Origin of the sequence: Robertmurraya sp. DFI.2.37 (assembly GCF_029211245.1) — a bacterium.
Taxonomy (GTDB): Bacteria; Bacillota; Bacilli; order Bacillales; family Cytobacillaceae; genus Robertmurraya; species Robertmurraya methanolica_A.
The window spans coordinates 145560-158350 of sequence record NZ_JARGEJ010000001.1 but is presented as its reverse complement, the minus strand read 5'-3'; the positions used below and the strand labels follow the sequence as shown (position 1 = coordinate 158350).

Here is a 12791-nt window from a genome sequence, read left to right as displayed (position 1 = left end):
GATAAATTGAATAAAATATAAGGGGAATGCATATGTGGAAGCTTGCGTTCACATTACTAATTAGTTTAAATGTTACTATTGGAGCTATGTTGTTGTGGCAATGGAACGCTTATTCTGAATACCATAATCCATCTGAACTAGGAAAGGATGAAAAAGCGGTTCAACATATTACGATTGAGTCAAAAGGCGGAGTTCTTTCTGTTACACAGGTTATTGAAGGTTTGGCAGGGAAAGGTGAGTATCGGATAAATGCGCCCAATACTATTTCGGATTGGGAATGTGCTACTGGTGATGGAGTTGCTTGTAGTTCTAAGGATGACAATTCATTACAGGCTCAAAATGAGTCGCTAACTTTTCGTTATCAAATCCAGCTAAATGATGATGACTCTGCGTTTCTTTTGCGTGATTGGTTGATTCAATTGCCAGATGTAGAAGTAACCCATACAACGGTTGATGTTATCTCGGCAGCGAGAAGAGAAGGAACGTGGGTTGTTGGCTTTCCGCTCAAAGGTTACAGCAAATTAGAGTATATCGACTATTATGTTTTTGAAGGAAAAGGTGGTGACGGTTCTCTTTATTGGCAGCCCACACCTTTAGTTCCGCGAGTAGGTGAAAAAGGAATTCAATTGTATACAACAAATGATTCCCAAACTAATTTTTCAAAGGCATCATTCGATAAAATTCCTAATTTCAATGAGATGGCAGTAGTTTTAACAGATAGCTTCGCAGAAACTTACGGCAGTGGTGTAATGATTGCGAAACCAAGTCTAGATAGTCAGGAATTGGAGCGCAGAATGATCGATCATTATTTTATTGAAAAAGCTCCTGAACTTCCATCTGAAGAAAGGTGGATTCTGGGTGTGTTAACATCCATTGTAGAAGAGCGAGAAAGTCATAATCCAAAAGTAAACCTTCTAATTGAAGAGCTGAAACGTCATTTTACGGAAGATGAGATTGCTCAGTTTTTAGCGCTTAGTTTAAAAGAAAATTCACTCACTCCGCAAAAACTAGATGAGATTCTTAGCTCTATCGCTGAGAAAAACACCCGTTTCTTTTCGTTAAATAAAAATGCAAAAACAAATGCGCTTCCGCTTTATTTTTACGATTCGCGCTCACTCTATATCGGAGACGCTCTGAAGGAAGACATCGATGTAATTCTTGTCGGTAATGAACAATTTTTTCCGTTTATTGAAACGATGAATTCTCTAGGTTATGAAGCACAGCTACTTGACGATCATGAGACTGTCAATGTAAATTTACGGAATGATAGTTATCGCTTTTATGTAAGTCAAAATATTTACTTTTACAATCAAGAGCATTACGGTTTATTGGAAAATCCACTTAGAATGATTAATGGCCGACCTTATATGTCAAACCGTATGTTAAAGTCACTTTTTCAAATTTCATTTAATGAAAATGAAGATGAAATCAAACTTTCACTGGCAATTACGGAATGATTATGTGCGACACTTAACAAAGTAGCTTTGTTCTATATCGATGTTAATTTTCGCTCTTTTTCTCAACAATATCGCAATAATAAAAAAAGAAAACCCTGCAGATAACTGCAGGGTCCTTCCATCTCCTTTATAAGGAAAGAAGGCAAAGGGAGAGGAGAAACCGGAGGAAGAACTTATGGGGAAACGTAAGTCTTCTCCGCGGTTGGCAACAACATCCTCGAATAGATGTTGTTAATTACAGTATTTCCACAATAGAGGTGGATATACATCATTATCATTTTTTTTGCAAAGTTATAATGTGATTGATTTTGCGGTAGACAGCCATTCCCTTTATTTAAATGGGCAGATAAGTAATGAAAAAATACCTGGATGTCGATAATTGGCACTTTGCTTTGATTATGTTAGGATGGTAAGGAAGTTTGACAATGCAGGTGATTATTTCATGAGAGTCGTTTCAGGCAAATTGAAAGGAAAATCGTTAAAAGCTGTGCCAGGAAAATCGACGAGGCCAACAACTGATAAAGTGAAGGAAGCAATCTTTAATATGATCGGTCCTTATTTTCAAGGTGGACTATGCCTTGATCTTTTTGCGGGCAGCGGAGGTTTAGGAATAGAAGCGCTAAGTCGGGGAACAGATAAGGTGCTTTTTATCGACCGTGATGGGAAAGCCATTCAAACAATTTATGAGAATTTAAAACAATGTAATTTAGAAGAACGGGCTGAAGTATATAGAAATGAATCAACTCGAGCATTAAAGGCAATTATAAAAAGGGAACTTCGTTTTGATTATATTTTTCTTGACCCACCATATGCTAAACAACAATTGAAAGAGACGCTAGAATTGATAGATAAGCATCAATTGTTGAAGGACGAAGGAGTTATTGTTTGTGAACATAGTTCAGACGTTCAAATCCCAGCACAAATTGAAGGTCTTGTTCGAATCAAACAAGAAACCTATGGAATCATAACGATATCTATATATGAAAAGGCCCATTTTTAAAGGGGGAGAACGATGGCAAGTATAGCTGTATGTCCAGGAAGCTTTGACCCGATTACGTTTGGTCATTTAGACATCATTTCTAGGGGAGCAAAAGTGTTTGATCAAGTGTATGTTTCGATACTTAACAATTCATCAAAGAAGCCTTTGTTTACTGTGGAGGAACGTATCCAATTAATTCGTGAAGTAACAAAGGATATTCCAAATGTTAAGGTTGATTCCTTTCACGGACTTCTGGTTGAATATGCGAAGGATATTGGAGCAAATGCAATTATAAGGGGCTTAAGAGCAGTCTCTGATTTTGAATATGAAATGCAGTTAACTTCTATGAACCGTTTTCTTAATCATGAGATTGAAACATTTTATATCATGACTAATAACCAATATTCTTTCCTGAGTTCTAGTATTGTAAAAGAAGTTGCCCAATATAATGGAAAAATTTCAGAATTAGTCCCACCGATAGTGGAACAAGCACTTCAAGCAAAATTTAAAAAATAGTGAATGGATCTTACATATTATGTAAAAAAGCGAGTGTTTGTCTAGTAATTGCAAACACTCGCTTTTTTAATTGCTTCGCAATTGTTGTTTTTGTGCATTCTAATGGCAGCTTCTCTTTCCATCTATTTTTACAGCATTTATACATTTGTATTAATGTTCGTTTCTAAGCATCCGACTTGCATATACAACGATGTAGACCAGCAATGAAATAAGCGTTAATATTGGTCCTGTGTCACTAATCAGTTCAAATGTATCAAACGCCCACTTTCCTTCATCAAAAAGGGCGACTGGGACGGTTTTAGAATCCGGATTCTGTGGATTTAAGTTTTCATAAATGGGGTTCCAAAGCAACCATGTATACAATCCAGCAAAAACACTATGAAAGATTCTCGCTATAAAAAAAGGTTTAAATTTGATGTCTGTTTGTGCAAGAATACTAGCTACTTGAGCTTGCACGCTTAATCCGCTGAATGCAAGAATGACACTGGCGATGATAGCTTGTTGAAGCAGCGTAACGTTTTCTACCTGACTGGTCAGCTTATTTCCTAAAGTGAGTTCAAAAATTCCGGATATTAATGGAATGCTAAATGACTCTGGAAGATGGATTAACTGCAGTAGCAAAGCAACTATAGAACCAACCATTTCAATAATGTTTAAGTTCGATAAAAGTTGATTTATTACAGAAAATAAAATGATGAAACCACCGATCATCAATAATGTTTGAATAGAAGACATCACTGCATCGCCGAGTAACTTTCCGAGCGGCCTGTTGTCATTAATTCTTGTCCGGTGCAGTTCCCTAAAAGCATTCTTTAAAGAAAATTTTGCACTCTTTTTTGCGGTTGGCTCATGATCTTTTCCGTGAAATCGCATCATGATTCCGACGGTGAAATTACCAAGATAATGTGCTAATGCCAAAATAATCCCCAGTTGTGGATTATAAAAAAAGCCAACAGATACGGCCCCAAAGATAAATAATGGGTTCGAGCAATTAGTGAACGTTACGAGCCTTTCTGCTTCAATTTTTGTCAACTGTCCTTCCTGTCTTAAACGGGCTGTTAGCTTCGCACCTGCAGGATAGCCAGAGGCCATTCCCATCGCCCACACAAAGCCACCGACTCCTGGAACTCGAAATAACGGTCTCATTAAAGGTTCCAGTAGAACACCAATAAATTTTACAACCCCAAAGCCTATTAACATCTCGGACACAATAAAAAATGGAAGTAATGAGGGAAAGACGATTTTCCACCACATATCCAATCCTCTAATGGACGCGTTCACAGAGTCTTGTGGAAAAGAAATTAAAGAAATAGCCATTATGGAAACTGCTGAAGCTAGTATAATGGTTTTTAGTTTCGATTTTACCACCCATGCATCCTCCCTCGAAGATTTACTGATGACACAAGCAAAGTGCATCTTCTAGAAAATAATGCTAAAATAAAAATGATTAAATCAGCAAATGCACGATTACTCAATCGTGTAAAATATAGAACAATGTTAATTGATCATTTCTTTGTTGGAACTTATTTCATTAGGTCTTGTCCTCATATAGATCAATATACTCATAGAAAAATAAAATAGACCATAAGAATATATAAAAGTGGGAGAAGATGGAACTTGTTTATTCTGGCCCACATTCCTTTTTAAAGGAGGCGCTTATTTTTGCAGCAACCGAAAATTGGTCTAGCGCTTGGTTCAGGTGGAGCAAGGGGATTTGCTCATTTAGGGGTAATAAAAAAGCTGCTGGATGCAAAAATACCGATTGATCTCATTGCTGGCAGCAGCATGGGGGCAATGGTCGCCTGTTTTTATGGTGCTGGCTCAGACATTGAACGCCTATATCATTTATCTCGCGTATTTAGGAGAAAATATTATTTGGATTTCACACTCCCGAAAATGGGCTTTATCGCAGGAAATCGTGTGAAAGAGCTTATTCGAATTTTTACCTATGGGAAAAATCTTGAACAATTAGACATTCCTGTCCATGTTGTAGCGACTGATTTAATGAGCGGTGAGAAAGTGGTTTTTAAAAAAGGGTCGATAGCTGATGCTGTTAGAGCAAGTATTTCGATTCCTGGAATTTTTGTTCCGGAAAAATTTGAAGGAAGGCTATTGGTGGATGGGGGAGTGGTTGATAGGGTACCTGTTTCCGTTGTGAAAGAAATGGGGGCGGATATTATTATCGCCGTTGATGTTTCTCGTGTAAACCGGACAACAGAAATTACGTCTATCTACGATGTCATTATGCAGAGTATCGATATTTTGCAAATGGAGATTGTTGCAAATAGAGAAATTGCTTCTGATGTTATGATTCAGCCGCCTCTTGAGATGTATAGCTCGAGGGCATTTACAAACATAGATGAAATTATCCAAATAGGGGAAGAAGAAACGGAAAAATATATTGCAAAAATTCAGCAACAGATCGAGGAGTGGAAGGAGCAGCACTAGATGAACAAGAAGTTTTATTTTCGGTTTTTTTTCATTTTAGCGGCCTTATTTATGGTTATTGCCTCATTCTTTTCATTGCCATATTATGTTTCTAAACCGGGGATGGCAAAAGAGTTGAATCCGATCATTGAAGTTGAGAATGGCTTTGATGAAAAGGGAAGCTTTATGTTGACGACCATTCGAATGGGGAAAGCAAATATTTATTCCTATTTGCTCGCCTCATTAAGTGATTATCAAGAAATCTATCCGTTGGATGCTGTCCGAAGTGAAGAAGAAACTGAAGAGGAATATAATGTACGACAAATGCACCTGATGGCCAGTTCGAAGCAATCTGCAATAGAGGTTGCCTATAAGAAAGCAGAAATCCCGATTAAATATGAATATAAAGGAGTATATGTTCTAAATGTAGTCGACAATATGCCTGCTGCTGACAAATTACTGCCGGGTGACCGTATTTTTAAAATAAATGGTCATGAGTTTACTTCATCAGAGGAATTTATTGAATTTGTTAGTAAGCAAACTGCCGGGACTGAGATTACGCTCACCTATTTGCGAAGAGGAGAAGAAGAGAACACGAAGATTCAAGTTCAACCATTTCCTGATGACGCAAGCCGTGTAGGTGTTGGGATCGGACTTGTCGATGATAAAGAACTACATGTGAATCCAAATGTTGAAATCAAAACGGACGATATAGGAGGACCTTCCGCGGGTTTTATGTTTTCTCTTGAAATTTATAATCAACTGATTGAAGAAGACTTAACAAAAGGTTATGCAATTGCTGGGACGGGTACGATTTCTTCTGATGGCAAGGTCGGTAGAATTGGGGGGATTGAACAGAAAATTGTTGCTGCCGATAAAGCAGGGGCTGAGATCTTTTTTGCTCCTAATGAAGAGGGAGCGGAGGATTCAAATTATAATGCAGCCATTAAAACGGCAAAAGACATTAAAACGAAAATGAAAATCGTTCCAATTGATACATTTGATGAGGCGATTGATTATTTGAAAGAGTTGCAACCAAAGAACTAGGAGGCTTCCAAAAAGTCAGTTAAAGTGGCTTTTTGGAGGTCCTTTTTTAAAAAAAATGCTTATATGTCGATGGCTTACAGCAACAATATTGTTTAGCAAGGCCACTAAAGGTTTCGAAAATGGCCTCATGCTTTGTTTATAAGAACAATGCATGCTTTAAATAATAAGGAGAAAAAATTTGAAATCATTACCTAATATTCTGTCTTGTTTGCGTATAATTTTATCTGTTACGTTATTATTTTTATGTCAATCTTCTTTCTTTTTCTTCATTGTCTATTTATTATGTGGATTGAGCGATGTCGTCGATGGATATTTGGCAAGGCTGTTAAATGCTGAAACTATTCTTGGTAGCAAACTAGATAGTTTAGGAGATTTCGTGTTTTACATTGTCTGGGTTTTCGTTATGGTTCAAATGGCGAGCAATGAAATCATGTTCCAGTTAGGGTTATGCTTCATGACGATCTTGATCATGCGGTTGGGAAATTTATTAGTGACAAAAATGAAATTCAGACAATGGAGTATTATCCATACGTTCGGCAATAAAGGGACAGGTGTTTGCCTGTTTCTATTCTTACCAGCTGTGATTTTACTCGGTAATATACCGAGTTGGACTATTTTTATCCTTTTTGCTGTTGCGATGTTAGCAACTATTGAAGAGACTATCTTACTATGGAGATTAACTGCTTATAATCCGAATATAAAAAGCTTGCTATTTTGGAAGGATAATGTCGATTACAGTAATAAAAATAACCTGTAATCGACATTTTTCCCTTCTGATAACAGCAAAATTAAGGAATCCTCTGATGGTTTATCCTTTTTATTTTGTCATATAAAGAGGAGGCTGTTTATATTCCATCTGCAGCAGCTCTTGTGTCACTTCTTCTTTTGCTCCTAAAGCGTAAACCCTAGAAGCGCGTATATCAAGTTTGATATCATCGCCATGATACGAAGACAATTTTGATACCAATGGAATAGAAGCGTGTTTTTTCCACTGATTTAAATACCTTCTTCCGTTATCGTTCATACCAAGTAATCGAATGTAGTTCGCTTCTTTCATTGTCTCATTCATTTCATCGAAGGTAGTATTGGTTAATATATGTGTGCACATCCGTTGTAGTCTTGTCCAAGTATAACGCTTTGTTTTCACGATATTCATAAAATCTTCGAATGAATTCGCTGTTAAAGCTGCTTCAATAACCCGATTTTCCAAACCTTCCTCCACTTCATATATGTTACGTAATTCTGTTCCAGTAGTATGGAGCAACCTATATTTTAAAAAAGGCCAATAGTTCTCCCAACGTTGAAACTGTTTGTATGTCTTGTAATAATTTTCAAGGACAGCAGCGGTTGTGTTTGGAATGTAGCTGTTGATCTCACTTAAGCTTCCTCCGGTTGTAAATAATGACTTACGAATGCTTGTTGCACTAGCAATCGTTTCAGATGAGAAACGTTCATCATGATAGCCTGCTTTAGTTCTCGGTATCGTTAAAGCACGCATGTTAATTCCTATGTCATTGATTGCCTTTACATATTGGAATCCTAAAATATTGTTTGGTTTTGATAGATCAATGATTTTTTCATTTGGGTCTAGCTCAAGAAAAGCAGAAGATGTTGCGGAAGGGTAGCTCATTCCTTGGGCCATTTTCGCTTTGATTTTTTCTTCATATTTTTCTTGATTGTTTTTTAGAAATTGTAAAGTGTGATAAAAGTGTTCAATTTCCCCAGACTCACTTCCGAAGCAGAGCACGCTTGCGCCAATTTGACTTAACAAAGAAACAGCTCCAAAAGCAAAGGTATCTGCTTTTTGGGTAGCAAATTGATAGGGGAGTTCAATGACAATATCGACGCCGGCGGATAATGCCATTTTTGCCCGCTGCCATTTTGGTAATAGTGCAGGTTCTCCCCGTTGTAAAAATTGTCCACTCATCACCGCAATGACAATATCTGCATTGCTAATTAGTCGTGATTGTTTTAAATGGTAAGCATGCCCATTATGGAAAGGGTTGTATTCTACTACAATGCCAACTGCTTTCATTTTTTCGACTCCCTTAAAAGTTATGAATCGTTTATTTAATACTTTACTACTTTGTTCTTTAATTAAAGAATCAAGCATATTTTTCATCACTTTAATATCTTCGTGAGTAAGCTCTGGATATCGCTCTAACTGGTTCTTTATGTAAAGAATGGCAGGGTGCTCATTTTCTTTATTGCTCTTAGTAAAAAAAGTAGCCACACTTCCTGTGATCGCTCCAATAATTCCAATTCCAACAATCATTAACAGAATAGCAATTATTCTACCGAGATTTGTTTCTGGAGAAATATCCCCGTACCCAACGGTGGTCGTAGTGACGACAGCCCACCAAATGGCATCTGTTATAGAGTTTATGGATGGCTCAATCAAAACGATAGGAATAGAAGAAATCAGTATAATGACGACTACAAAAAGGACCATTCGATCCAAATGGTTTGTTTTTAATATTTTGACGATCGTAGGGAAGTATTTATTAATGAAGGCAAACAAACGTAATACCCTCATTAATCTTACGAGCCTTGCTAATCGAAAGATGGAATCAAACGGAATAATCGCAATAAATTCAAAAGGATGTTTTTTAATGAATTCCCATTTATTCTGAGCGCGGAATAATCTTGTGAAAATATCAACGGAGAAAATAACCCAGATCATTCGGTCTAGCCATATATAGTTGAAGTTTGTATCCCAAACTAATAATACAGAGGCAATTGCCATGAGCGCTAATATGACTTCATAACTTGTTACCCATACCTTTAGTTTAGTTCCTATCATTGTTATTGTACTAATTTTCAAAGAATGGGTCATTAAAAAAAAGAAAGATGCAATCAAAAGCTATTCAAAGTATTTGATTATGTCCATAATAATAGCAGTTGTGTAAATTTGTATGTTATCGTTGTGTGGGGACACTTTAGACTGTAAAGAAAAAATATTGACAAATAATTATAGGAAAGCTATAATAACCTTTGTTGCCTTGGGGTGATTCTTATGAAATGGACATTAAGTCAGTTACAAAAACATCGAAGCAAGGAATTCCCAATTGATGAGATGGTAAACCTTGATGAGATAAAAGAAATCGATCAAACGATACGCTCGGTTTCACCAATGCATATCACTGGTCGAGCAGATATTGACTCATCTAAAGTTTCTTTTCACCTAAAGATTAAAGGACATTTAGTCTTACCTTGTTCTCGTACTTTAGTTGACGTGAATTATCCGATCGATGTAGAAACAACTGAAACCTTCCTCTTAAAAGGTTTAGATTATGAAACCGATGAGGAAGTTCATCAAGTAAAAGGGGATGTTATTGACCTTAATCCTGTCCTACAGGAAATCCTTTTGCTTGAAGTACCTATACAAGTTTTCTGTGACGAAGGATCAAGCGAAGAAGGAGCTCCACAATCTGGGAAAGATTGGGAGGTCATTCATGAGCAGAAGAAGGATAAAATTGATCCACGCTTGGCAGGACTTGCAAAATTATTTGATCAAAGTGATCCTTCTTCCAATTCATAATGATTGAAGAAGACAAGAAACTGTTGAAAGTTTAGCTAGTCTAGCTTTCATGACTTTCTTAATACTCTTTAAGGAGGTGGGAATAATGGCTGTACCTTTTAGAAGAACTTCTAAAACTGCGAAGAGAAAACGTCGTACTCATTTTAAACTACAGGTACCAGGTATGGTAGAATGCCCAAACTGTGGTGAGATGAAGCTTGCTCACCGTGTATGTAAAGCTTGTGGAACATACAAAGGAAAAGAAGTTGTAAACGACTAATACTTCAATATGAGATAAAAAGCACAGGACGAATTCGTTCCTGTGCTTTTGTCGTTTTTGAGCCTCTTAATAGAAAGGTCAACCTCATTCTTGTATTTTTTGGTGATTAGAAGTTTAATGAAGAAAGAGAGGGTGGTTGTATATGTCGAAATCATATGATATTTGTATGATGGATGATGGGCTCCTTGTTTTTACAATTACTAGACAAGACAAAAGAAATGCCGTTAATTTTGAAGTAATGGCAGGCCTTAATAAGGCTATTCAATTAGCAAATAAACCGAAGGTGAAAGCACTTGTCATTACTGGTGAGGGTGAAGAAGCTTTTTGTTCCGGTGGAGATTTGGGTGAATTCCATCAATTAAAAACAGAAGACCAAGCCTATCAAATGCTCATTAAAATGGGAGAATTATTGTATCAATTGGTGATGCATCCAAAGCCTACCGTGGCTTTACTGAATGGGCTCGCTATAGGGGGTGGCTGTGAAATTGCTACTGCTTGCGATATCCGGATTGCCCGAAAAGGGATTAAAGCTGGTTTTGTTCAGGGAAATTTAGCGATTACAACGGGTTGGGGGGGCGGAACAATATTATTAGAAAGGCTACAACATTCAGCGGCGATGAAAATGCTGTTAGAAGCAAAAGTGTACTCCTGCGAGCAATTAATTGAGTTAGGATTTGTACAATACATATATGAAGGCGATCGTTGGGAAGGATTACGAAATAATCTAGAATTCATTTTCACTTTGGAAGATACGGTCTTAATTGCTTATAAAACGATGTTCATTCGAAAGATGAGATTGCTTGATTTAAAGGAAAGAATTGAAAATGAGATTCGCCAATGCGCGATACTATGGGAAAAGGACGCCCATCACAAGCAAGTCGACAAGTTCTTAAATAAAAAAATGGTTAAAGAATAATCTCAATAGAAATCGGGAAGATCAGTCTATCTCTTCTAGTAGTTGCATATGTATGAATAAAACGAAAACACTAGGAGGGATTGGCATATGCCCACGAATCGCCAAGATGCTTGGTCAAATGATGAGGATTTGCTACTTGCTGAAGTAGTTTTAAGGCATATACGTGAGGGAGGAACCCAGCTTCAAGCGTTTGAAGAGGTAGGGAAGCAGCTTTCAAGAACAGCGGCCGCTTGTGGTTTTCGCTGGAATTCCTATGTGCGTAAGCAATATAAATCAGGGATAGAATTAGCAAAAAAGCAACGAAAAGAATTAAGAAAACAAACTCAATCTTCTGTTGAACCACTTGAAATGGAAGGAGAGCAGTCTACAGAAACATATCAGCAGGTTGATAAACCGAAGATAAGCTTTGAGGATTTAGTCAGTACGTTAAAGCTCCTCTACCAAGAATTTGAACAATCAAGTGAAGCGGAGGAGAAGTTTCAAGAATTTGAGGAAAGAATTGCTTATTTAACAGCAGAAAATGAGAATTTGAAGAAAGAACTGCAAACGATCGAGCAGGATTATAAAGCTCTCATAGAAATTATGGAAAGGGCAAGAAAAATGGTGGTTCTTCAAGAAGAGGATCGCCAACAAAAAGTGAAATTTCAAATGGATAAAAACGGAAATCTTGAAAGGGTAGAAAATAAAGGTTAGTTTTTGATGAAAAAGAAGCGAATCATTGATTCGCTTCTTTTTCGTCAAGGTTAAAATTCCTTTTCGGTAAAACTCTCTGGGAACCAAAAAAGTGGATTCTCTCCACGATCTCTTGCCATATCGTAAGTTACAGACTCAAATCCCATCTTTTCCCAAAAATCTTTTGATTTCATTCTAGCATTCGTTTTGATTGGTAAATTCAATTTTTTAGCAAATTCAACAAGAGCCTTTCCATAGCCTTTTCCTTGGTAATCTGGTAATACTTCGAGTTTCCAAAGTTCTAAATAATCGTGCGGTGGCTCAAAATATTGATTAAATTTGGCATCTACTTTATATAGACTCATTCGAGCCACTAACAGATCCCCAAAATATATCCCGTAAAATGGGGATTCACTGTCATTGTCAATAATGTTCGCTTGCAAGTCTTCAAGCATGGAAAGCTCCTGTAAACCATATTCTTTAAAACGTTTAAATTCCTCTAATGTTTTGTAATTAACCTTTAATTTCTCTACTTTATAATCCATATTGTTCCCCCCAGTCCAACTTTAATCATGAATAGCTTAGAAGTCTCATATAGTTAATGTGAAGAATGATACTTACTCTATTTCATTATATAACAAAAATACAGAAAATACTCACAAAAAGACGTAAGCGATTACAGAGATTTATTGATATGAGTGGTAAAAAACAAAAGAGCTTGAAAAAAGGGAAAAGGACGGGGATGAAATGAAAATAATTCCATCGACAATTGCAGGAATTGTTTCAGATGTATTAGTTGAAAAGGCAGATGTAGTAAAAAAAGGACAAGAGGTCATCATAATTGAATCCATGAAAATGCACATTCCAATTGAAAGCGAAGGGGAAGGAATCGTTAGTGAAGTAAGGGTGAACAAAGGTGATTTTATAAATGATGGTGATGTTTTGCTTATTTTAGAGTAAGTTACTAAAATCTTTGG

The 12791-nt window shown here is 36.8% G+C and carries 14 protein-coding genes; 11 read left to right on the top strand and 3 right to left on the bottom strand.

Annotated elements, in window-relative coordinates:
* Nucleotides 1-32: 32 nt before the first annotated feature.
* The 3 genes from PZE06_RS00780 to coaD all read left to right on the top strand — a co-directional run bounded on the left by PZE06_RS00780 (nt 33) and on the right by coaD (nt 2952).
* A complete protein-coding gene (locus tag PZE06_RS00780) occupies nt 33-1457 on the top strand; it encodes a stalk domain-containing protein (RefSeq protein WP_191963111.1) in 1425 nt (474 codons plus the stop codon).
* Nucleotides 1458-1899: 442 nt separating this feature from the next.
* On the top strand, nt 1900-2457 hold the full coding sequence (gene rsmD, locus PZE06_RS00775; RefSeq protein ID WP_150913272.1) for a 16S rRNA (guanine(966)-N(2))-methyltransferase RsmD: 558 nt from the start codon (nt 1900-1902) through the stop codon (nt 2455-2457).
* A gap of 12 nt (nt 2458-2469) precedes the next feature.
* Complete coding sequence (coaD, locus tag PZE06_RS00770; RefSeq protein ID WP_150913274.1) at nt 2470-2952, top strand: pantetheine-phosphate adenylyltransferase; 483 nt, start codon at nt 2470-2472, stop codon at nt 2950-2952.
* 150 nt (nt 2953-3102) lie between these two features.
* Here the strand turns inward: coaD and ylbJ are convergent, their stop codons facing one another.
* Nucleotides 3103-4320: a sporulation integral membrane protein YlbJ gene (ylbJ, locus tag PZE06_RS00765; protein WP_150913276.1), complete on the bottom strand. Its 1218-nt coding sequence runs from the start codon at nt 4318-4320 to the stop codon at nt 3103-3105.
* A gap of 294 nt (nt 4321-4614) precedes the next feature.
* Between ylbJ and PZE06_RS00760 the strand changes: the two genes are divergently transcribed.
* From PZE06_RS00760 to PZE06_RS00750, 3 genes are all read left to right on the top strand, one after another.
* Nucleotides 4615-5400, top strand: a complete 786-nt coding sequence (locus PZE06_RS00760) for a patatin-like phospholipase family protein (RefSeq protein WP_150913278.1) — start codon at nt 4615-4617, stop codon at nt 5398-5400.
* A complete protein-coding gene (locus PZE06_RS00755) occupies nt 5401-6426 on the top strand; it encodes a SepM family pheromone-processing serine protease (protein ID WP_150913280.1) in 1026 nt (341 codons plus the stop codon).
* Between the two features lie 178 nt (nt 6427-6604).
* Nucleotides 6605-7183: a CDP-alcohol phosphatidyltransferase family protein gene (locus tag PZE06_RS00750; protein WP_191963110.1), complete on the top strand. Its 579-nt coding sequence runs from the start codon at nt 6605-6607 to the stop codon at nt 7181-7183.
* Between the two features lie 60 nt (nt 7184-7243).
* On the opposite strand, the gene PZE06_RS29485 is transcribed toward PZE06_RS00750, so the two are convergent.
* Entirely contained in the window at nt 7244-9229 is a 1986-nt protein-coding gene (locus PZE06_RS29485) for a nucleotidyltransferase (RefSeq protein WP_191963109.1), read from the bottom strand.
* 213 nt (nt 9230-9442) lie between these two features.
* On the opposite strand from PZE06_RS29485, the gene PZE06_RS00735 reads away from it, so the two are divergent.
* From PZE06_RS00735 to PZE06_RS00720, 4 genes are all read left to right on the top strand, one after another.
* On the top strand, nt 9443-9967 hold the full coding sequence (locus PZE06_RS00735; RefSeq protein ID WP_150913287.1) for a YceD family protein: 525 nt from the start codon (nt 9443-9445) through the stop codon (nt 9965-9967).
* 85 nt (nt 9968-10052) lie between these two features.
* On the top strand, nt 10053-10226 hold the full coding sequence (gene rpmF / locus PZE06_RS00730; RefSeq protein ID WP_009791160.1) for a 50S ribosomal protein L32: 174 nt from the start codon (nt 10053-10055) through the stop codon (nt 10224-10226).
* A 142-nt stretch (nt 10227-10368) separates the two neighbouring features.
* Nucleotides 10369-11142, top strand: coding sequence for an enoyl-CoA hydratase/isomerase family protein (locus tag PZE06_RS00725; RefSeq protein ID WP_150913289.1), 774 nt, complete (start codon nt 10369-10371; stop codon nt 11140-11142).
* Nucleotides 11143-11229: 87 nt separating this feature from the next.
* A complete protein-coding gene (locus PZE06_RS00720) occupies nt 11230-11835 on the top strand; it encodes an RsfA family transcriptional regulator (protein WP_150913291.1) in 606 nt (201 codons plus the stop codon).
* Nucleotides 11836-11885: 50 nt separating this feature from the next.
* Here the strand turns inward: PZE06_RS00720 and PZE06_RS00715 are convergent, their stop codons facing one another.
* Nucleotides 11886-12359, bottom strand: coding sequence for an N-acetyltransferase (locus tag PZE06_RS00715; protein ID WP_150913293.1), 474 nt, complete (start codon nt 12357-12359; stop codon nt 11886-11888).
* 202 nt (nt 12360-12561) lie between these two features.
* On the opposite strand from PZE06_RS00715, the gene PZE06_RS00710 reads away from it, so the two are divergent.
* The gene (locus tag PZE06_RS00710; RefSeq protein ID WP_150913295.1) at nt 12562-12774 is read left to right on the top strand and encodes a biotin/lipoyl-containing protein; all 213 of its coding nucleotides are present in this window, start codon (nt 12562-12564) and stop codon (nt 12772-12774) included.
* The last annotated feature ends 17 nt before the right edge of the window (nt 12775-12791 follow it).

Bases quoted from the DNA above. Each gene is read 5' to 3' on its own strand.
- PZE06_RS29485 (WP_191963109.1), bottom strand. From the start codon at position 9,229: ATGATAGGAACTAAACTAAAGGTATGGGTAACAAGTTATGAAGTCATA.
- PZE06_RS00710 (WP_150913295.1), top strand. From the start codon at position 12,562: ATGAAAATAATTCCATCGACAATTGCAGGAATTGTTTCAGATGTATTA.
- PZE06_RS00735 (WP_150913287.1), top strand. From the start codon at position 9,443: ATGAAATGGACATTAAGTCAGTTACAAAAACATCGAAGCAAGGAATTC.
- rsmD (WP_150913272.1), top strand. From the start codon at position 1,900: ATGAGAGTCGTTTCAGGCAAATTGAAAGGAAAATCGTTAAAAGCTGTG.
- coaD (WP_150913274.1), top strand. From the start codon at position 2,470: ATGGCAAGTATAGCTGTATGTCCAGGAAGCTTTGACCCGATTACGTTT.
- PZE06_RS00720 (WP_150913291.1), top strand. From the start codon at position 11,230: ATGCCCACGAATCGCCAAGATGCTTGGTCAAATGATGAGGATTTGCTA.
- PZE06_RS00780 (WP_191963111.1), top strand. From the start codon at position 33: ATGTGGAAGCTTGCGTTCACATTACTAATTAGTTTAAATGTTACTATT.
- rpmF (WP_009791160.1), top strand. From the start codon at position 10,053: ATGGCTGTACCTTTTAGAAGAACTTCTAAAACTGCGAAGAGAAAACGT.
- PZE06_RS00725 (WP_150913289.1), top strand. From the start codon at position 10,369: ATGTCGAAATCATATGATATTTGTATGATGGATGATGGGCTCCTTGTT.
- PZE06_RS00755 (WP_150913280.1), top strand. From the start codon at position 5,401: ATGAACAAGAAGTTTTATTTTCGGTTTTTTTTCATTTTAGCGGCCTTA.
- PZE06_RS00715 (WP_150913293.1), bottom strand. From the start codon at position 12,359: ATGGATTATAAAGTAGAGAAATTAAAGGTTAATTACAAAACATTAGAG.